Source organism: Synechococcus sp. Minos11 (assembly GCF_014279855.1).
Classification (GTDB): Bacteria; Cyanobacteriota; Cyanobacteriia; order PCC-6307; family Cyanobiaceae; genus RCC307.
Window position 1 is genome coordinate 281,790 of record NZ_CP047953.1, and the last position, 19,576, is coordinate 301,365.

Consider the following 19,576-nt stretch of genomic DNA (forward strand, 5'->3'; position numbering starts at 1 on the left):
TTGGGACGTTGGAAACATCAATATCCGTTGATAGATTTAAAAAGAGGGCTGCTCTGTCTGGCGATTTCGCCTGACTTGTAGCGCTCAATCCATCCTCTTTTTTGGTGTGAGGACCCCATGAAACTCTTCCAGCAACTCATGCTGGCTCCTGCTGCTCTCGGCCTGTTCGCCCCTATGGGCGCCATGGCTGGCGAGCTCAACTTCGGCGGCGTCTCCAAGTACGCCTCCGCTGATGAGCAAGTCACCAGCATCAGCCAGTTCTCTGACGTCTACCCCACGGACTGGGCCTACCAGGCTCTTGCCAATCTGATCGAGCGCTACGGCTGCGTCGCTGGTTATCCCAACGGCACCTTCCAAGGCAACCGCGCTCTTTCCCGCTACGAAGCAGCAGCTCTGCTGAACGCTTGCCTCGATCGCGTGACTGAGATCACCGACGAAGTGCGTCGCCTGATGAAGGCCTTCGAAAAAGAGCTGGCTGTTGTCAAAGCTCGCGTCGACGGTCTCGAGGCCGCCGTTGGTGAGCTGGAAGCTACCCAGTTCTCCACCACCACCAAACTGAAGGGCAAAGTCCGCTTCGTCCAAGGTTCTGCCTACCGCGGCGACGGCTACGTCCGCTTCGGTCGTCTCAAGAATGTCCTGAAGGCTGCTCAGCTCTACGGCATCCGCGTTTACGACGGTTCCACCGGTGGTCTCCAGGACCGCACCGTCAACAAGATCAAGGACGGCAAGTCCCAGGGCGAGGCTTACACCTACTACGCCGTTGACCCTGATACTGGCGCTTACCCCACCAAGGGTGGTCTGTCTGGTCAAACCGTCTACAGCCAGCCTGCTGCGGGCTCCCTGACCAAGTACGAAGCGCGCAACGTCGCCTTCAACACTGCTTGGACTGGCGCTACTCCTAGCGGTGCCGTTTCCGGAATGTCGATTGGCGACGCAACTGATAGCAGTGCCATGCGCGCACTGTCCGGCAATACCTTTGCCGCTGGTAACGGTAATACAGCTGCCAAGGGCGTTGGCTCCTACAAAATCCTGCTGACCCCCAGCATTGCGGCTCTTAACACCAGCAACAACAACGGCACTGGCACGGCTTACTACACGCCTGACCGCAGTCGCATGTCCTTGTACTTCAAGGACGGCAGCCGCACTGACAACTCCTTCGCCAACACCTCTGGCGCTGAGAGCACCAGCAGCTACTTCTTGTTCTCCTCTCAGGGCATCCAAAACGGTTTGGCCCCGAGTGCCTATCTGCGTGCCCGTAACTTCCAACTCCAGGACAAGTTCGGCAACACTCAGAAGCTGCGCGTCCAGACTTCTCAGTCCGGCTCCAGCAACTACAAGGCCAAGTCGATCCAATTCGACCAAGCTGACTACGGCGCCCTGGTCAACCTGGCCAACAAGGCCCGCCGCGTGAAGGCTTACGACTACTACGTCCTGCCTGCTGCGAACACCACCAGCATCGCTGGCTTGACCAAGTACACCAAAGCCGCTGGTGTGCCTGACCCCATCAAGATCGGTGACGTGGCCCGCGCTTATGTCGGCTATCAGGCCGACGGCAACGCTGCTCTGATCACTGGTGCTGGCAGCGAAGGTGCCGACGACCGTGGTGGTAACACAGGCCTGGCCGTGACCCCTGGTGGTTTCGTTCAGAACAACTTGGCGTACAACAACGTCATGAACTACCTGCTGGCTGAGTACGGCTCACTCAACACCACTCAGCGCAACACCGCCTACGTCAAGAAGGCTGGTCAGCTGTTCGTGCGTAGCTTGGCTGCTTACCCCGCCAACAAGAACGGTGTTGCTGACCGCAACGCCCTCACCTTCAGCCACGACGCTCAGCTGAACTTCAACACCAGCTTCACTGGTAAGGACAAGCTGAACTTCCGTCTGCGTTCCAACACCATCTACGGCTTCGCGAAGCGCGTTAACGCTCCCTTCGCTGACCTGGCTTTCGATGGCTCCAAGCCCACCAAAGGCAAGGCCAAGCTGTACGTCGACAAGCTGTACTACAAGTTCCCTGTTGGCGATTGGGGCAAGGTGTCCTTCGGTACTCGCGCTCCTCAGGATTCCTTCCTGCCTAGCCGCGGCACCATGTACACCAAGGACGCTCTGCTTGAGTTCTTCAACACCTCCGCTGGTGTGTTCCCCTCCTACACCGGTACCGGTGCAGGTGTAGGCATCAGCCGCTTCGGCGGTAAGAAGCTCAAGATCGCTAACGGCACCGTTGGCTTCGGTATCGGCTACCTGGCCAACGAAGGTGACGCAATGAACCCCGCTTCCTACAACTACCTGCAGGAAGGCTTCATGGGTCGCGACACCCGCTTCCGCCTGCCCGTCCAACTCGCTTGGAAGAGCAAAGACAAGAAGTGGCTGTTCACTGCCAACTACGCCTACGAGCGTGGCAACAACTCCATGGGCAAGGTCGGCACCGAGCTGGCTAAGAACCCCTTCGGTTACAGCACTCTGATTGAATCCAATCAGTACGGCTTCACCCTGGCCTATAAGTGGAGCAAGCAGTTCCAGATCACCGGCGCTTACGGCGGTGCTTCGATGAACTCTCGCTACGACAGCAGCGTCCTGGGCATCAAGATGGCCAGTGCTGGTGACTCTGCTCAGACCAGCAGCTGGATGATCGGCCTGAACTTCAAGGATGTCTTCATCCAAGGCAACAAGGCCGGTTTCGCCATCGGTGGTGTGCCAACGGTCAACAGCAACGACAGTGGCTGGGGAACCGACGGCAGCATGCCGATCGCTCTGGAAACCTGGTATCAGTTCCAGGTCACCGACAACATCAGCGTCACCCCTGGTGTGTTCTGGGTTTCTGGCCAGAACGACGAGAAGACCGGCCGTTATGGTCAGGTCACCCTCGACGCCTCCAACGGCGACGTCTGGGGCGGCATCGTCAAGACCGAGTTCAAGTTCTGATCTCAGTTCTCGACGCTTCACTCCTCACCACACCACCTCTCACACAGATCACAAGCCTCTCCGCAAGGAGGGGCTTTTTTTTGTGTTTTTATGGCACTATTTGCAAGGTTGATTCAATGCCTCCCTGGGAATGATTGACTCGCCAGATCATCGAAGCCAGCGAGTCATCGAGGCTTCAAAGGCTTTCTGTGAAGCTCGCAATCAGCGACGTTTGGGTAAGCCTGAGTTGGCTTTACCTTGGTTGGAAAAAGCCTGCAATCTTGATCCTGATTCAATTGAGATTATCCAGGAATCCTTAGGGGCCTTGCAGGATTGCCAGCAGTGGCAACTCTCGCTGCAGCTGTTGCAGTCACCTGTGGCCCAACGTCTTAAAAATGATCCATCTTTTCAATTGATGCGTCTTCGCGCTTTGATTCATTGCGGTCAAGCGCAGCAGGGAGCCCATGAGTTGCTTCAGTTGCAGCATCAGTTGAACTTTGATCCTGTCGACTTGGGCATTGTTTTGCTGGAAGCCAATGTTTTGCAAGGCCAGCTCAAGCAAGCCCAGATGTGTCTTGAGCAGTTACGGCAATTTGATCCTTCTGTTGGTGTTTTCGCTTCGGCGCATTGGAAGCTATTGCGCCATTCCTGGTCAATGGAGGATTGTGTTGGTTGGCAGCAGCTTGAACAAGCAGCATTGCACTGCAGGCTGCTCGCTGTTGGCTTGTTGCGAGATCTTTTGCATTTTCAGCTTCTTGATGAGTCGAAAAAGCTGTTGCAGAAGGTTATTGATCATTGGGGGCTCGATGGTGATGTTGCCACGCTTTGGTTTCAGCTATTGGCTGAATTGGGCGAGCCCGATGAATTCCTGCAATGGCAGCAAAGGCTTCCAGCCGATTCAGGTGTGAGCGGCCTTGAGCTTCTGTTGGCCGAGGCTTTTATCAATGCCAATCGCTTGGAGCTGGCTGAATCCCACCTGCGCCGCTTGGTGCCACGCGATTCCAAGGGCACCTCCTTGCTGTCGGAGTGCCTGCGTTTACAAGGCCGATTTGATGAGGCCTTGATCTGTTGCCAGCAACTGCCTCAACCGCAGTATGGATTGCAGTTGGCGCACCAGCTCTTGGCGTTGGGCCATTGGTCGCAAGCCTGGCCGCTCTATGAACAGCGATCGATTCTTTCTGCTGCAGTGCAGCGCGTTCAGGCTGCTGGATTGCCCGAGCGCACGCCCGCTTTGACGTCATTGGTGGGGAAACATGTTCTTCTCTATGAGGAACAGGGCCTCGGTGACACGGTGATGATGTGCTCTGTTCTCGAGGAGCTGCAGCAGCAGGCCGCCTCCATCACCCTGCTGGTTCAGCCGCGCTTGCAGGCGTTATTGGCGGCTTCATTCCCGCAGGTGGCTGTCAAAACTGCGCTGCCCATGGATTCGCATCAAGCCTTTCAGGCGGTTTTGCCTCTCTCCAGCCTTGGGCAATGGTTTCGGCCTTCCCCTCAGGCTTGTCCTGGCCGGCCTTGCTTGACAGTGCCCCGTGCTGAGCAGCTGCAGGCGAGGCAATGGCTAGCGGGATTGCCCTCAGGGCTCAAAGTCGGTCTCGCTTGGCGTGGTGGTGGCTACGTCAAAGAGCGAGCCCGCCGATCGATACCGCTCGATTTGCTCCAACCGTTGTTGACTGAGTCGCCGGTGTGTTGGGTGAATTTGCAGTACGGGTTGACCGACCAGGACTATGAGCAAACCCAGCCCTGGCTGCATCACTACGACGGCGTGGCCTCTGACCTCACCCGCACGGCGGCATTGATTCAGGCATTGGATCTGGTGATCACCGTGCAACAAACAACGGTGCATCTTGCTGGCGCCCTTGGCACGCCCGCTTGGGTGCTGCTTCCAGTTGTGCCGGAGTGGCGCTACGGCACCGATGGGCCTGAGATGCCCTGGTACGGCAGTGTTGAGTTGTTCCGCTCCACCCGTTCTGGTGGCTGGAAGCCATTGCTTCATGAACGCCTCAACGCTTTGCGACACTGGCGTCCTGATGGGCCACAATCCCATGCCGATGTCGAGCCATAAGCATGCAGACATCTGATCCATCGATGCCATTGGATCTATTTCAGGCCCGCCAGTTGTTTGAGCAACAGCGTTGGCATGACTTGCTGGCCATGTTGGCGGACTCGCCAGCAGCGCAATGGCAGGAGAATCCAGAGTTTTTGTTTTTACATAGCCGCGCCAATAGCGGCCTTGGGCAACCTGAGCTTGGTGTTTTCAGCCTTCAACGCGCCTGTCAGCTGGATCCCGAGTCGCTGCCCCTGCGCTGGGAAATGGTGGAGGCACTGCTTGCAGCTGAAGAGTGGTCGTGGGCGTATCGGGTTCTCACAGACAGCAGTGACACCCGTTTGCTGCAAACCCCCCTGGGGCAATGGGGCCTCGCTCGGGTCCAGGTTCGCTTAGGCCATCGCCAAGAAGCTGAGGCGATTTACGTCGCCTTGCAACAGGAGGGAGAGATTGATCTGCTGCGTCTGGGGATTGGCCTGACGGATTGGCATATCTTTGATGGCGACTTCAAGCGCGCGCGATTCTGCCTGGACCGCTTAGCCGCCCTCGATGGAGCTGCCGAGGAAGCCGCACTTCTGGAGTTGGAGTTGCTTGAACATGATGTTTCGATTCCACAGCGCCGCGTCGCAGCGGAGGCAGTGAGAAGCACCTGCCCCAACAGCCGGCGAGTTTTGCTCAAATTGGCCTGTTTGTATGAGCGTGCTCTGCTGATTGACGAAGCTGAGGATACGTTTAGGTGTGCGATTGATCGCCACGGATTGGATGGCCGTTTGCGAATTGCCTTCCAGGATTTTCTGGTTGCCCAGGCCCGTGTTGATGATCTGCGTTGGACTTTTTCGCAGCCTACGTCTGGTTATTGGGATACGCCTGAGCCATTGATGTTGGCGCAGTGCCTTTACAACGCTGGCAACTATGACGAGGCACTAGCGATTCTTGAAACCCAAGATCACTCTGAGTATCGCAGTGGCCTGCTGGCCATGGTCTATTCCGCTCTTGGCCGCTTTGAAGACTCGCTGCAGTTGCGCCGGGAGCTGCATCAAGCTTCACCCAATAATTTTGATCTGCAATCTGCCCTGGCCCGTGAATTGCTTGCCCTCGCGCATTGGCAAGAAGCCTGGCCGCACTACGCCGCCCGTTTGAAAGGATCCAATCGTTTTAGGTGCCTTCCCCCTGGCATGGAAGAGGTGCGTTCCGATCAACCTCCTGATCAAGCCAATGTTGTTGTTTTTGGCGAACAGGGGATCGGCGACACCATCATGATGGCATCGATGTTGCCAGAGCTGCAGCAGCATGCAGCTTCAGTGAAGTTGTTGCTAACACCTCGTTTATTGCCTTTGTTTGAGGCCACTTTTCCAGATATTCCTTGCTCATCTGAGATGAATTTCGCTCAGTTCAAAGCGATGGAGCGTTGTTATGCTCTTGGAAGCCTGGGGCGGTTCTTTCGGCCATCACCCGAGTCTTGTTCAGGTCAGCCATATCTGCAGGTGCCGCCAGAGCTGTTGATGCATTGGAAGCAGACATTGCAGTCGCTTGGCTCAGGCTTGAAGATTGGTGTTGCCTGGAGAGGTGGCGGAACTTTAGAGAACAAAAAGCAGCGCTCAATGACGTTGCCATTGTTATTGCCGTTGCTGCAAACACCAGGCATTCAGTGGGTGAACTTGCAATACGGCAACGTGGCTGATGAGTTAGAAGAGCTTCGCAACAATCATCAAATCAAGATTCATCATTTTGAAGGCATCACGCAGGATCTGCTGCAAACCACAGCGTTGACCCAAGCCTTGGATTTGGTGATCACTGTTCAGCAGACGGCACTACACATCGCTGGAGCCGTTGGCACATCTGCTTGGGTGTTGCTGCCTCAAGATGCTGAATGGCGTTATGGACGCTCAAAATCCACGATGCCTTGGTATGCCTCGGTGGAGCTGTTTCGCCAACAGCTGCCAGGAGTTTGGGATCATCCCCTTGAGCTGGTGAAAGAGCGTTTGGTTTGTTGGCTTGCTGAGGCTGGTGGCCAGAATGAACAGCAACTGCCGAGCTGACGCCCCGCGATGGCGATTGCCCCTGACATCACGGCACTTGTGGGCAGCACCCCGTTGGTGCGTCTGAACCGATTACCGCAAGAAGTCGGCTGCCGAGCTGAGATTGCGGCGAAATTGGAGAGCTTCAATCCCACCGCATCGGTGAAAGACCGCATCGGTGTGGCGATGATCCGCGAGGCAGAAGCCGCTGGGCGGATTGCGCCAGATCGCACGGTCCTCGTTGAGCCCACCAGTGGCAACACGGGAATTGCGCTGGCGATGGTGGCCGCTGCCCGCGGCTACCGCCTCATCCTCATCATGCCCGACACGATGAGCACCGAGCGCCGCTCGATGCTGCGGGCCTATGGAGCCGAACTCGAGCTCACCCCAGGCTCAGATGGGATGAAGGGTGCCATCTCCAGGGCAAGAGAACTCGCCGATGAGCTTCCCAATGCCTACCTGCTGCAGCAGTTCTCCAACAGCGCCAACCCAGCGATTCATGCGGCCACCACCGCAGAAGAGCTCTGGAGCGACACCGAGGGCCGCATTGATGCTTTGGTGGCGGGTGTTGGCACCGGCGGCACCATCACCGGTTGCAGTGAAGTGCTCAAGCAGCGCAAGCCCAGCTTTCAAGCCTTTGCCGTTGAACCAACTGGAAGTCCTGTTTTGAGCGGTGGTACCCCAGGCCCGCACCGCATCCAGGGCATTGGCGCCGGCTTTGTGCCCGATAACTATCAACCCTCCCTCGTTGATGAGGTGCTGCAGGTCGACGATGCCGAGGCGATGGTGATGGGACGCCGCTTGGCCCGTATTGAAGGCTTGTTGAGTGGGGTGAGCAGTGGTGCGGCCATGGCGGCGGCCCTCAAGCTCGGCCAGCGCCCCGAGATGGAGGGCAAGTTGATCGTGGTGGTGCTGGCCAGCTTTGGTGAGCGCTACCTCAGCACGCCGATGTTCACGGAAATCGGCTTCTGATGACACGCGACCCCTACCAGGTGTTGGGGGTGTCGCCATCGGCGTCAGCGGCCGAGATCAAATCGGCGTATCGCGCGCTGGTCAAGCAACATCATCCCGATGCAGCTGACGGCATCAGTGATGATCCCGAGCGGATTTTGGAGATCAACGCCGCTTGGGAGCTGCTGGGTGATGCCGAGGCGCGGCAACGCTTTGATGCCGGGCGCGGTGAGCGCAGCGCGCGGGCCACAGCCCAGGCCCGCGCTAGCTCCGGGAAACGCCGCCGCGGTGCTGCCAATGACGCCGAGCTTGAGCGTTGGCTGGAGCAGGTGTATCACCCGGTGGATCGCTTATTGGGCCAGGTGTTGGATCCATTCCCCGCCCAATTGCGGGAGCTGTCGGCTGACCCCTATGACGACAGCTTGATGGAGGCGTTTTGCGACTACATCGAGCGCAGCCAAAGCAAGTTGCAGACGGCTGAGACGCTCTACCGCTCCATGCCATGTCCCTCATCAGCTCAGGGTTTTGGGCTGAGCCTCTATCACTTCCTCAGTGGTGTTCAGGACGCTGTGATGGAGCTGGAGCGCTACACCGCGGGTTATGTCGATGACTACTTGCGTGATGGACGCGAGATGATTCGCGAAGCCTGCCTGCGGCGCCAACGTATTCAGGATCAGCTTCCGGCGTAGGCCTCCAGCTGATCCATCCTCAGCCAGATGTCGGGAACCGGCTGGCGAAAGCGCAGTTGGGCGTAGTTGCCTTTGACCGCCAACACTTCGCCGGGGCCTTCCAGCAAATAGGCCGGGGGATCACCAGCGCTGGCTTTGGCTTCCACGCTGCTGAGATAGGCCTCCCGGTTCACGCGGATCAAGCTTCCTTTTTTGAGGGCATCAGCCATGGCCCAGCTCCACAGTGGCTGCAGGCTAAAGCCCTAACAGGGCTAGGGTCCCCAGCGCTATGGCTGTTGATTGATGCGTCTGCTGCTGCTGGGTTGCACGGGATTGGTTGGCCGTGAGCTGGTGCCGCAGCTGCTTGCTGCAGGTCACACGCTCACCGTTGTCAGCCGCCAGCAGCGCGAACTGGCCGGCCTGACCTGCCTGCAAGCCGATCCATCCCTCCCCGAAGTTTGGGCTGCCGGTTCAGCTCTGCAGCAAGCCCTTGCGCAAGCCGAAGGCGTGGTGAATCTGGCAGGGGAGCCGATTGCCGAGAAGCGCTGGACCCCTGCCCACCTGGAGGTTTTGCACCGCAGTCGCATCGACACCACACGGCATCTGGTGGCAGCGATCAATGCCAGCGCCACGCCGCCGCAGGTGCTTGTGAGCGCGTCGGCTGTGGGTTTCTACGGCACCAGTGAAACCGCCAGCTTTAAGGAAGACAGCCCAGCTGGTGCCGATGTTCTCGGCAAGCTCTGCGCGCAGTGGGAAGCCGCTGCCCAAGAGGTAAAGCCCAGCACGCGGCTGGTGATCACCCGCATCGGCATTGTGCTGGCGGCCGATGGCGGGGCACTCGGCAAGATGTTGCCGATCTTCCGCGCTGGCTTTGGTGGCCCGATTGGCTCAGGCCAGCAGTGGATGAGTTGGATTTCGCGGACGGATCTTTGTCAGCTGATCAGTGCTGCATTGAGCGACGAAGCGTTTGCTGGCATCTACAACGCCACAGCTCCCAATCCAGTGTCGATGCGGGAGTTTTGCTCGGAGCTTGGTCGCGCCTTACGTCGCCCCAGCCTGCTCCCAGTGCCAGGCGCTGTGTTGAAGCTCCTGCTTGGTGATGGGGCCGAGGTGGTGCTGCAAGGCCAGCAGGTCAAGCCCTTGCGGTTACAAACAAATGGATTTGCCTTTTCCCAGGCAAGCTTGCCTGAGTGCTTTGACGCCGTGTTGTGATCGCTTCGTCGTCACCAATTCTCGTGGTGCTTGGACCAGGCAGTTTTGGTGAACTCGCCGAGTCAGAGCGTCTAGCGAGCATGCGTTTAAGAGTCCTTCCACTTGAGCGCGCTGCCCACCAATTGGGCTGGTGGGTCTGGCGCCCGGAGACCCTTGATCAAACTTGGAACGCGTTGCAGCAGCCAGGTTTATCGGTGGTTTATCTCGGCAAGTGGTCACCGCCACCAACGGCTGAAGCCACTACTTCTGTGACTCAACTATTTGAGACTTTTTTAAACCGCATTCAGCCTCAGTTGAACGCCAAGCTTCTGTTTGATTGTTGTGAGAATAATTTTGTTGCAGCTCATGCATGGCATCGCGACTACGCCTCTTTTTGGGCTGCACAGGCGGATGTCTGCATCGCTTCTACCAATGCATTGGCCAGTGAAGTGCTGCCCCGCCAAGTAGGCCCCAGCTGCAGCCTTATCACCATTGCCGATTGCACGGAGCAAATTGCTGTGCCTTCTGCGTGCAGTGCCAATGGTCCAGGAATCGGTTGGTTTGGCCACGACACAAACATCCAGCCATTACTGGATTTGGCATTTGCTCATAGGCCTGTGTCTCAACAGCTGACTTTGATTACTCGGGCTGAAGTGCTGCGCGATCGATTAGGTAGCCAGAACTTGCTGAAGCGATTTGAGGATTGTTTTCAAGCTGTGCATTGGTATGAATACGAATCCCCACAACAACTGTCTGACCAGCTTCAAGGGGTGGGTTCAGTTGTGCTTCCTGTCAATGGGGATGATGCCCGCAAGCGCTACAGCAGCCATAACCGCCTGACAACTGCGCTTTTGCTTGGCAAAAAGGTGTTTGCTTCACCCATTCCTGCATATGAGCCCTTCTCCGATTTGGCCGTGCTCGCAAGTGATCCATTGGCTGCTTGCTTGCAGGGAGAGCAGCCGCAGTGCTGTCTTGCTCCACAGCCACTCCGTGATCGCCTCAATGCTGATTTTGGTGTGGAGAGGATTGAGCAGCAGTATCGCCAATTGCTGAGCGACGTCGCCCCCACCAGCCCAAAACCCCGCTGATCACAGCGGCGGCCATCAAGAGTCCAATGGCTGGTGTAAACAACGGCTCCCAGAGCTGCTGGAACACTGCCAGGGGCTGATGGATGCCGCGCGCTTCACACAGCACAGCGGCGAGAAACCAAAACGCCCCGCCGATCACCACAAACACATCGGCAACGAGCAGCCGGTCCAACCAGCCTTTGAGGGTCTCCATCAAGGGTGTTGCAGCTTCTCCAGGATCGCGCGGGCCATGCGCTTGGTGCCGCCGGCTTGGCCTAAGCGTTGATCTCCCTCCTTGCGCAGCTGCTGCAGTGTTGCCTCCGGCAGCTGCAGCAACTGCTCCAGCACCTCAGCGCTGGCGATCAGGGTGTGCGGGGCATCCACATCGCCTTCGGCGCAATGCACCGCCGGGCCCAATAGGCGCCGTTGGGCTTCGGCAAAGCCCACGGTGAATTGCGGGCCATGGCCGGCGAGTTGCAGCACCGGCTTGCCCAAACCGGCGGCCTGCTCGCTGGCGGTGCCCGCCATCGACACCACCACCTGCGCCGCTGGCAACAGGGTGGTGAATTGCCCCCAGCAACACTGCAGCACCAGCCCTTTGCGCTTGAGCCAGAGGCTGCGGCTGGTGCTGCTGCTCAAGCTCCAGCCGCGGCTGGCGGCCAAGGCTTCCACTGCGGCGGCGGGCAGTTCGCGCACCAACGCCGCCTGGAAATCGTGGTGGCGCAACCCAGCGGGTAGTTCTTCCAATAACGCCAGCATGCGCTCGAGGTTTTGGCGCGCTTCTGGCAGACGACTGCCAGGCAGCAGCAGCACCCGCCCGGAGCGCTCGCTGGCCTTAGCGGCCACCAACCCATCCATGAAGGGATTGCCGAGAAACTCCACCGGCCGCCCCAATTGCTCGCTCAGATCACTGGCGCTCAGCGAATCGCGGCTGAACACCGCGGCAAAGCGTTTGCTGGCCAGGCATGGCCCGCAGGGCCACGGCAGCCGCAGACGGCCTTCGTAATGGCTGGAGTAGGCCACCAGATAGGTGATCACCGGTTTGCCGCTCAGCCAGGCCAGGATCACCGGGATCACATCGCCCACCACAACGATTCCATCGGCGTGGCGCGCTTCTTGCAGCAGCAGCAAGCTGCGCTTGAGCAGATAAAGCACCTGCCCCTGCAGGATTTCTTTCAAGCGGCCGGCAAAGCTGGCGTAGCCCAGCCCGCCGGTGCTGAAGCTCTGGGTGCGGCCTGCAATTGGAAGCTCCGCCTGCCGGTAGGGGGCTCCATCGCCCACCAAAGGCACGGCTCGCACCGAAGCGCCAAGCAGCTGCAGCGCCTGCCCAAGGCGGGCACCACTGAGGTCTTCCCCGTGGCCGTTGCTGAGCAGCAGCAGCTGCATCTCAGTCCGCCAGCCAGGCCTGCACTTTCAGCAGTGCCGGCCAACCCGGCCGCCGCTGGAGCCCATCGGCGATCGAGGTCTCCAGCTCTTGGCCCAGTTCCGGGGAGAACACCATCACGCGCTTGACGATCTCGATGTGCTCACGCACGCCTTTGGCGCCGGTTTCCAGCATCGCCAGGGCCAAATTCAGCCGCCCTTGCGGATCCTGCGCGTTGAGTTTCACCGCGGTTTTGGCTGAGCGCAGGGCGTCTTCGGGCTGCTCGGTCAGCAATTGCAGCCAAGCCAGGCAGGTCCATCCGGCAGCTTGACGCGGGTCGCGCCGGGTGATGGCCTCAAAGTCAGCGATCACATCAGCGGCCTCCGCGCCGTCTTGATAACGCTGAAGGGCTTGGCCGAATTGACTTTCGCTCAGGCTTGGCTGCTCTTCCGTCATGGGCGCAGGGATTAGACCAACAGATTCCCATGGCCGCGGTCATCAGACCGCAAAGGAGCTGCCGCAGCCGCAGGTTTGGCTGGCGTTGGGGTTGGTGAAGTTGAAGCCGCCGCCGATCAGTTCAGTGCTGAAGTCCAGCTGCATTCCATAGATGTACAGCAGGCTTTTGGGATCACACACCACTTCAAAGCTGGGAGCATCCGCAGGCTCATAGCTGTAGCGCTCGTCATCGCCCTCGATCTGAGCGGCATCGATGAAATCCATCGTGTAGCTCATGCCGCTGCAGCCGCCTGAGCGCACGCCCACCCGCAGCACGCTGCCGCTGCCTTGCTGCTGCATCAGGTTGGCCAGCTGCTTCATGGCTGGCTCGGTGATCAAGATGCCTTTGCCGTCTTTGCCGGTGTGGGTCAGGGTTTCGGTGGCCATTCCGGCGCCAGCTAATTGCTCTGCAGTTTAGGAAGCCTCGGCTGGGCAGCTCGGATCCATAGAGTCAGGGGCCTTACGGGAGCTTGAGCGGTGCGTGTCGCCATCGTCGGATCTGGATTGGCCGGTCTTTCGGCGGCAGTGGATCTGGTGGATGCCGGCCACAGCGTTGATCTCTATGAAGCCCGCCCCTTCATGGGCGGCAAGGTGGGCAGTTGGGTGGATGAGGGCGGCAACCACATCGAGATGGGGCTGCATGTCTTCTTCTTCAACTACACCAATCTCTTTGCGCTGATGCGCAAGGTGGGCGCTTTCGACAACCTGCTGCCGAAAGATCACACCCATTTGTTTGTCAATGAAGGGGGTGATCTCAGGGAGCTGGATTTCCGCTTTGCCCTCGGTGCTCCGTTCAACGGTCTCAAGGCCTTTTTCACGACACCGCAGCTTGATTGGATCGACAAGCTACGCAATGCCCTGGCGCTCGGCACCAGCCCGATCGTGCGAGGCCTGGTGGATTACGAGGGGGCGATGCGCACCATTCGCGCCCTGGATCGCATTAGTTTTAGTGAGTGGTTTTTGGGCCATGGAGGCAGCCCGGAGAGCATTCGCCGCATGTGGAATCCCATCGCCTATGCCCTGGGATTCATTGATTGCGAGGCCATCTCCGCCCGCTGCATGCTCACCATCTTCATGATGTTTGCCGCCCGCACAGAGGCCTCCAAGCTCAACCTGCTCAAGGGCTCGCCCCACCGCTGGCTCACTGGTCCGATCCTCGACTACATCAAGGCGCGTGGCGGCCAGCTGCACCTGCGCCATCGCGTCACCGCGGTGCACCACAAGGGCGACAACGGCACCACCGAGGTCACCGGCTTGACCATGGGCACCCCCGATGGCGATGTGGAGGTGGAAGCCGATGCCTACCTCGCGGCTTGCGATGTGCCGGGAATTCAGCGCCTGCTGCCCGAGGAGTGGCGCCGCTTTGAGCAGTTCGACAACATCTACAAGCTCGAGGCCGTACCCGTGGCCACCGTTCAGCTTCGCTACGACGGCTGGGTGACGGAACTCGGTGATCAACCCCAAGCGGCTGCCGCCAGGGCTGATGTGGCTCACCCCACGGGTCTCAACAACCTGCTCTACACAGCCGATGCCGACTTCAGCTGTTTTGCCGATCTCGCCTTGGCCAGCCCCGAGGACTACCGCAAGGAAGGCGAGGGCTCACTGCTGCAGTGCGTGCTCACCCCGGGTGATCCCTGGATCCCACGCAAAACCGAGGAGATCGTTGCCCACACTGATGCCCAGGTGCGCAAGCTCTTCCCCTCCAGTAGCGGCTTGAAGCTGGTGTGGAGCAATGTGGTCAAGCTGGCCCAGTCGCTGTATCGCGAAGCCCCCGGCATGGAGCCTTATCGGCCTGATCAGCGCACTCCGGTGAGCAACTTCTTCTTGGCCGGTAGTTACACCCGCCAGGACTACATCGATTCGATGGAAGGGGCCACCATGAGCGGGCGTCTGGCCGCCAAGGCCATCCTCAACGGCGAGGGAGGCTGAGATGGGCCGCTGGCTTGAGCACAGTGTTGCGGTGGACATTGCCGCGCCCGTGGATCTGGTGTGGGCGGTGTGGAGTGATCTCGAATCCATGCCGCTGTGGATGCGCTGGATCGAGTCGGTGAAGACGCTCGATGACCCCGACCTCACTGAATGGACCCTGGCGGCCCAGGGCTTTCGCTTCCAGTGGAAGGCCCGCATCACCCAGCGGGTGGAGGCCCAGCAACTGCATTGGCAATCCGTCGGAGGCCTTCCCACCAAAGGCGCCGTGCGCTTCTACCCAGAAGCCGATGAGCGCACCGCGGTGAAGCTCACCGTGAGCTACGAGCTGCCTGGGGTGCTGGCGCCCTTGATGGATCCCAAGATCCTGGGCGGTTTGGTCAGTAAGGAGTTGCAGGCCAATCTCGATCGTTTTCAAGAACTGGTGGAAGAGCGGGCCCGCGCTCGATAGGGTTCGGCCACTTGCTGATGGGCTGCTGGCCTGCCGCGCTGCTGCCGCTGTTGCTGTTGCCGCTGTGATGCTGGCGGCCTGTGGCGCCCAGACGCCCCCGCAGGCCAGCACGCCTCCTGCCGCTGAGGCCAACAAAGACACTGCCAATTCGCTGCCTGAGCCCACAGCTGATCCACAGCTGATTCCTCTCTACGACCCGGCTGAGGTGCTGGGTTCGTTGCCGCGCGGCCGCCAAGATCCCTTTGCGCCGCCTCCGCAGGCGCTGGTGGCCGCCCAAGATGACGCGTCTGATTCAGGAGGCGACGGGGTGCCCGAGCTGATGGGTGTCTCCTCGTTAGGTGGTGTGGCCCAGGCGTTTGTGAGCTATGGCAGCCATAGCGGACCTGTGGCCCCTGGTGATGTGGGCGACCCTGATCGCCTGCCTTGGCTGCCCACCGGTGTTGGCGTTGCGGGTGTTGATGTGCAGCGTGGCCGCTTGCTATTGGAGCGCGATGGCCGGCCCTTGAGCCCGCTTCAGCTTTAAGCCAAGGCGCGGCTGCAGGCGGCTACCAGGCCATCAAGGTCATGGGGATCAGCTTCAGCGTCGACGCGCCCCAGCAGCTCGCGGCAAACGGCGCTGGTTTGCGGGCCAATCGAAATCACCGCCAGCTTGCTGGTGTGCTCGTTCCAGCTCTCGCCGAACTGGGCCTTGAGCAGTTGCACCGTGTGGCGCACGGTTTTGCCGCTGCTGAAACAGATGGCCTCCGCCATGCCGGCTTCTAGAGCAGCGGCGGTAAGGGCTGGCAGATCCTTGGGGCAGCGGGATTCATAGGCCGCCACTTCGCTCACCCGCGCGCCGGCTTCGCCAAAGGCTTCAGCCAGCAGCGTGCGTCCGCCGCTTTGCACCCGCGGCAAAAGGATCCGCTGGCCCCAGACGCCAACAGGGAAGTTCTCCAGCAGGCTGTCGGCCACGAAATCAGGTGGGATGAAGTCGGCCGTGGCGCCGAGATCCTCCAGTTGTTGAGCCGTTTTGCGGCCCACCGCAGCGATTTTTAGCGACGCTGGCCGCCGAGCCAGGCTGCGGCCTTGGGCTTGCAAGCGCTCATCCACCGCGCTGACGCCATTGGCGCTGGAGACCACCAGCCAGTGGAAGTCCTCCAGTTCGCCCAGGGCATCATCCAAAGGCCCCCAGCTATCGGGCGGGCCAATCACCAGCGCTGGCAAATCCAGCACCTGGGCGCCAGCGGCTTCAAACAGCTTTCGCGCAGCGCCCAGCTGGTGCTCCGCGCGAGTGAGCACCACGGTGTGGCCGCTCAGATCAGGCGGCATTCAGGTTCACCAGCTCGCCAGCGCTGCGGGCTAAGGCTTCAGCATCATCCTTGCGGTTTTGCTGCAGCAGCAGCCCAATCGCCATCAAGAAGCTGCTGCGCGCCGCTTCAAAGTTGCCGCCGGCCAGCTGGGCAGCGCCCAGATTTTGATGCAGCTCTGGGCTGTTGGGATCAAGCTGCAAACCGCTTTGGTAGGCCTCGATCGCCCCGCCGATGTCGCCGGCTTTGCGTTGGATCAGGCCGAGGTTGTACCAGCCCAGCATCACCTCCGGCAGCTGCCGGGTCACAGCCGCCGTCACCTCGGTCGCTTCAGCCAGCTTGTTCAGACGCAGCAGCAATGCGCCCAGGTTGAGCCGGGCTCCCACCAGCACCTGGGGGCTGAGGGGTTCCTCCAAGGCCAGGCGGTAATAGCGCTCGGCTTCCTCAGGTTTGTTGCTGCTGTTGGCGATTCCCAGGTGGAGCAGCAGCTCATAGCGCTCGCGGTGTTGATCGCTTTGGCAGTGCTCGAGTCCCATCTCCAGCAGCGCCAGGCCGCGGGTGGTGTTGCCTTGATCCACCTCAAGGCCGCCGAGCTTGGCGCAGGCATAGGGGTCGCCGGGTTTGCTGGCGAGCTCGGCCTCCATGGCCTCCCGCAGACGGTTGGCCTTGTTGCCGGCAATGAGCTCTTCGGGGCGGTAGCCGGTGTGGAACAGGGCCGGTTCAGCGCAATCAACAACCCGCCATTGGCTCTCGGTTTTGAGCAGCTCCTCGACGGAATCGTCGATCATCGAGTGATAGGCCCGGCTCCACTGGATCGCTGGGTGCTTGCGGAACAGACGGCTGACGCTGGAGTAGGGCGATTGAACCGCGCCGTCCTCGTAGCGCAGCAGGTTGATCACCAGCACATCGGGCTGCGCCATCAACGCTTGCAGCGCTGGCTTGACGTCATCAAGCAGCAGCTCATCGGCATCGAGCACCAGCACCCAGTCGCCGCTTACGAACTCCAGCGCCTTGTTGCGCGCTGGGGTGAAATCGCCGGGCCATTCGATCGCTTCAACTCGCGCGCCGGCGTCTTTGGCGATGGCGACGGTGTTGTCGGTAGAGCCGGTGTCAACAACCACCAGTTCATCGCAAAACCCTTTCACGCTCTCGAGGCAAGCGCCGAGCTGCTGCTCCTCATCGCGCACGATCATCGAGAGGCTGAGCATGGCCGCTGGTTACTAAATCGCCCCAGAGATTAAGCGGCATCTCCTGGAGTGCCTCAGTCGGTAAAACCGCCCTCATGGGCATGACCCACCAACCCCAGTTGGGCCAAGGCCATGGCTTGAGCCGCCGGCATTTGGCCGGGGCTGTAGGCCGCTGGCAGATCGGCAGGCAGCAGAGCTTGGAGCTCGTGCCAGAGGTAAGGGCTGCCGTAGACCACCAGGCCTGCCAGGCGCTCCTGCTGGATCAGCTGCTGCACTTGCTCAGGCCAGTTCTCATTGCTGTTTTTGCCAGCGCGGAATGGGTTGCCGCGCACGAACAGCTGCAGCAACACCTTCTCTTCGGGCAGGTTCCAGGGCGGGCTTTGATCATCGATGCGCCAGGTTCTCCAGCCCGCCGCCTGCGGCCGGATCAGGGCTGGGGCGTTGAGGGGCAGAGCCGGGCATTGCAGGCTGTTGTCAAGGCGGATCAGATTGACGCCGCCGCCGCTGGCGAGTGGCCCGCCTCGGTGCTCAAAGCTGGCGGTGAGCAGCTGCTGCTGCAGGTTGCGGTGTTGACTTTGTAGGGCGGCCAGTTGCTCGATGGCCATCGCTGGCTCGGCTGGGCCTGTTTGGCTTTGCACCAGGGCTTGCTCTCGCCTCTGCAGGCTTTGCTCCAAGCGCTCGATCGGCCAGCGCCCGCTGCTGAAACCTTCTTCGAGAGCATCAAGGGCCGCTGCCGCATCCGCTGGCATCAAGATCAGATCAGCGCCAGCGTCAAATGCCAAGGCGGCAGCTTCCCCAGGGCCATAGCGATCAGCAATGGCTTCCATCACCAGGGCGTCGGTCACCACAAGCCCGTTAAAACCAAGCTGCTGCCTGAGCAGATCGGTGAGCACTGCCTTGGAGAGGGTGGCGGGCCGCTCAGCATCCAAGGCCGGCAGCAACAGATGCGCGGTCATCACGCTGGCGGCTCCAGCGGCAATGGCGGCTTCAAACGGCGGCAGCTCAATGCGCTGCAAGCGCTCGAGGTCGTGGGGGATTAGCGGTAGTTCCAGATGGGAATCGCTGGCAGTATCGCCATGGCCGGGAAAGTGTTTGGCGCAGCCCAGCACCCCTTCGCGTTGCAGTCCCACGAGAAAGCAGCAGCTCAAAGCGCTGGCGGCCTCAGCTGTGTCTCCCCAGGCGCGCACATTGATGACCGGGTTGGCGGGGTTGTTGTTGACATCGCAGACCGGCCCAAGCACCCAGTTCAACCCGAGGCTGCGGGCCTCAAGCGCGGTGCAGCGGCCATAGGCCGTGACCAGCTCTTCGGCCTGAGTCGGGTCGCGTTTCCACAGCTTCGCCAGGCCCAGTGGTGGCGGCAGCCAACTGGCGCCATCAAAGCGTTGGCCCACGCCTTCCTCCACATCGGCGCAGAGCAGCAGTGGCCCTTGGGCCCAGCGCTGCAGTTGCCGGCAGCGCAGCGCTAGATCAGCTGCTGATCCGCCCAGCAAGATCACACCGCCCACGCCTTCAGCCAGCCCGCGCTGCAGTTCGTTGTTGCTCAGTTCCCAGCGCGGGTAGCGGCGCTGCCCGTCGAGGGCGTAGCCACTGGCCCTGAGCACCAGCAGCTGGGCCAGCTGGCGGCGCAGGCTCACATCTCCTCGCTGCCGTCGGGCACCGGGCCGCGTTCTTGCCGTTCTTCCTCGAGCTTGCTCAGCAGCCCCAGCACTTCCACCCCTTGGGCCAAGCCCTTGTCGTGGTGGAACACCAGCTCGGGGGTGCGGCGCATGTTCAGGCGCCGGCTCAGCTCACCGCGCAGGTAGGGAGCTGCCGAGCGCAGGCCAGCCATGGCCTGGTCTTGCTCGCTCTCGCTGCCAAAGATGCTCACCGACACCTTGCAGTGCTGCAGATCGCCGGCCACCACCACATTGGTGATGCTCACCATGCCTTGGTTCACGCGTTCATCACGCACGCCATTGACGAGCAATTCGCTCATCTCCCGGCGAATCATCGAGGCCACGCGCTCTACCCGTCGCCCATGGGCCATTG

General features: G+C 60.4%; 19 protein-coding genes. 10 read left to right on the forward strand and 9 right to left on the reverse strand.

From position 1 onward, the window contains the following. The first annotated feature begins 117 nt into the window (after positions 1-117). From SynMINOS11_RS13135 to SynMINOS11_RS01400, 5 genes are all read left to right on the forward strand, one after another. Entirely contained in the window at positions 118-2,922 is a 2,805-nt protein-coding gene (locus SynMINOS11_RS13135; protein WP_186549357.1) for an iron uptake porin, read from the forward strand. 394 nt (positions 2,923-3,316) lie between these two features. Then, the gene (locus SynMINOS11_RS01385) at positions 3,317-4,963 is read left to right on the forward strand and encodes a hypothetical protein (protein ID WP_186549359.1); all 1,647 of its coding nucleotides are present in this window, start codon (positions 3,317-3,319) and stop codon (positions 4,961-4,963) included. Between the two features lie 2 nt (positions 4,964-4,965). Next, the gene (locus SynMINOS11_RS01390) at positions 4,966-6,984 is read left to right on the forward strand and encodes a tetratricopeptide repeat protein (protein ID WP_186549361.1); all 2,019 of its coding nucleotides are present in this window, start codon (positions 4,966-4,968) and stop codon (positions 6,982-6,984) included. A gap of 9 nt (positions 6,985-6,993) precedes the next feature. Beyond that, complete coding sequence (gene cysK / locus SynMINOS11_RS01395; protein ID WP_186549363.1) at positions 6,994-7,935, forward strand: cysteine synthase A; 942 nt, start codon at positions 6,994-6,996, stop codon at positions 7,933-7,935. Beyond that, positions 7,935-8,603 carry a DnaJ domain-containing protein gene (locus SynMINOS11_RS01400; RefSeq protein ID WP_186549365.1) on the forward strand — a complete coding sequence of 223 codons (669 nt, stop codon included), beginning with the start codon at positions 7,935-7,937 and terminating at the stop codon, positions 8,601-8,603. The genes cysK and SynMINOS11_RS01400 overlap by 1 nt, the downstream gene beginning before the upstream one ends. On the opposite strand, the gene SynMINOS11_RS01405 is transcribed toward SynMINOS11_RS01400, so the two are convergent. Further along, positions 8,588-8,812 carry an NAD(P)H-quinone oxidoreductase subunit O gene (locus SynMINOS11_RS01405; protein ID WP_186549366.1) on the reverse strand — a complete coding sequence of 75 codons (225 nt, stop codon included), beginning with the start codon at positions 8,810-8,812 and terminating at the stop codon, positions 8,588-8,590. The genes SynMINOS11_RS01400 and SynMINOS11_RS01405 overlap by 16 nt on opposite strands. A 73-nt stretch (positions 8,813-8,885) precedes the next feature. Between SynMINOS11_RS01405 and SynMINOS11_RS01410 the strand changes: the two genes are divergently transcribed. Together SynMINOS11_RS01410 and SynMINOS11_RS01415 are read left to right on the forward strand one after the other, a co-directional pair. Further along, on the forward strand, positions 8,886-9,794 hold the full coding sequence (locus tag SynMINOS11_RS01410) for a TIGR01777 family oxidoreductase (RefSeq protein WP_186549368.1): 909 nt from the start codon (positions 8,886-8,888) through the stop codon (positions 9,792-9,794). Further along, complete coding sequence (locus SynMINOS11_RS01415; protein ID WP_186549370.1) at positions 9,791-10,861, forward strand: hypothetical protein; 1,071 nt, start codon at positions 9,791-9,793, stop codon at positions 10,859-10,861. Before SynMINOS11_RS01410 ends, SynMINOS11_RS01415 begins: the two co-directional genes overlap by 4 nt. Here SynMINOS11_RS01415 and SynMINOS11_RS01420 read toward each other — a convergent pair. Genes SynMINOS11_RS01420 through SynMINOS11_RS01435 form a run of 4 tightly spaced genes read right to left on the reverse strand, consistent with a single transcriptional unit; the run spans position 10,773 to position 13,085 of the window. After that, positions 10,773-11,054: a hypothetical protein gene (locus SynMINOS11_RS01420; RefSeq protein WP_186549372.1), complete on the reverse strand. Its 282-nt coding sequence runs from the start codon at positions 11,052-11,054 to the stop codon at positions 10,773-10,775. The genes SynMINOS11_RS01415 and SynMINOS11_RS01420 overlap by 89 nt on opposite strands. Continuing rightward, positions 11,054-12,226: a lipid-A-disaccharide synthase-related protein gene (locus SynMINOS11_RS01425; protein WP_186549374.1), complete on the reverse strand. Its 1,173-nt coding sequence runs from the start codon at positions 12,224-12,226 to the stop codon at positions 11,054-11,056. Before SynMINOS11_RS01425 ends, SynMINOS11_RS01420 begins: the two co-directional genes overlap by 1 nt. 1 nt (position 12,227) lies before the next feature. Beyond that, on the reverse strand, positions 12,228-12,659 hold the full coding sequence (locus tag SynMINOS11_RS01430; RefSeq protein ID WP_186549376.1) for a hypothetical protein: 432 nt from the start codon (positions 12,657-12,659) through the stop codon (positions 12,228-12,230). Between the two features lie 42 nt (positions 12,660-12,701). Next, entirely contained in the window at positions 12,702-13,085 is a 384-nt protein-coding gene (locus SynMINOS11_RS01435; RefSeq protein WP_186549378.1) for a HesB/IscA family protein, read from the reverse strand. A 90-nt stretch (positions 13,086-13,175) separates the two neighbouring features. Between SynMINOS11_RS01435 and zds the strand changes: the two genes are divergently transcribed. The 3 genes from zds (at position 13,176) to SynMINOS11_RS01450 (ending at position 15,598) form a co-directional block, all read left to right on the forward strand. Next, positions 13,176-14,627, forward strand: a complete 1,452-nt coding sequence (gene zds, locus SynMINOS11_RS01440; RefSeq protein WP_186549380.1) for a 9,9'-di-cis-zeta-carotene desaturase — start codon at positions 13,176-13,178, stop codon at positions 14,625-14,627. Position 14,628: 1 nt separating this feature from the next. Continuing rightward, positions 14,629-15,075, forward strand: coding sequence for an SRPBCC family protein (locus tag SynMINOS11_RS01445; protein ID WP_011934694.1), 447 nt, complete (start codon positions 14,629-14,631; stop codon positions 15,073-15,075). A gap of 67 nt (positions 15,076-15,142) precedes the next feature. Further along, entirely contained in the window at positions 15,143-15,598 is a 456-nt protein-coding gene (locus SynMINOS11_RS01450) for a hypothetical protein (protein WP_186549382.1), read from the forward strand. Here the strand turns inward: SynMINOS11_RS01450 and SynMINOS11_RS01455 are convergent. From SynMINOS11_RS01455 to rbfA, 4 genes are read right to left on the reverse strand one after another with little or no spacing between them, the layout of a single operon-like run. Then, a complete protein-coding gene (locus SynMINOS11_RS01455) occupies positions 15,595-16,383 on the reverse strand; it encodes a uroporphyrinogen-III synthase (RefSeq protein WP_186549384.1) in 789 nt (262 codons plus the stop codon). The genes SynMINOS11_RS01450 and SynMINOS11_RS01455 overlap by 4 nt on opposite strands. After that, positions 16,373-17,569 (reverse strand): glycosyltransferase, encoded by a 1,197-nt coding sequence (locus tag SynMINOS11_RS01460; RefSeq protein ID WP_186549386.1) that lies wholly within the window; start codon positions 17,567-17,569, stop codon positions 16,373-16,375. Before SynMINOS11_RS01460 ends, SynMINOS11_RS01455 begins: the two co-directional genes overlap by 11 nt. Positions 17,570-17,622: 53 nt before the next feature. Beyond that, on the reverse strand, positions 17,623-19,182 hold the full coding sequence (locus tag SynMINOS11_RS01465) for a glycoside hydrolase family 3 N-terminal domain-containing protein (RefSeq protein WP_186549387.1): 1,560 nt from the start codon (positions 19,180-19,182) through the stop codon (positions 17,623-17,625). After that, the gene (gene rbfA / locus SynMINOS11_RS01470) at positions 19,179-19,574 is read right to left on the reverse strand and encodes a 30S ribosome-binding factor RbfA (protein WP_011934699.1); all 396 of its coding nucleotides are present in this window, start codon (positions 19,572-19,574) and stop codon (positions 19,179-19,181) included. The genes SynMINOS11_RS01465 and rbfA overlap by 4 nt, the downstream gene beginning before the upstream one ends. Positions 19,575-19,576: the final 2 nt, after the last annotated feature.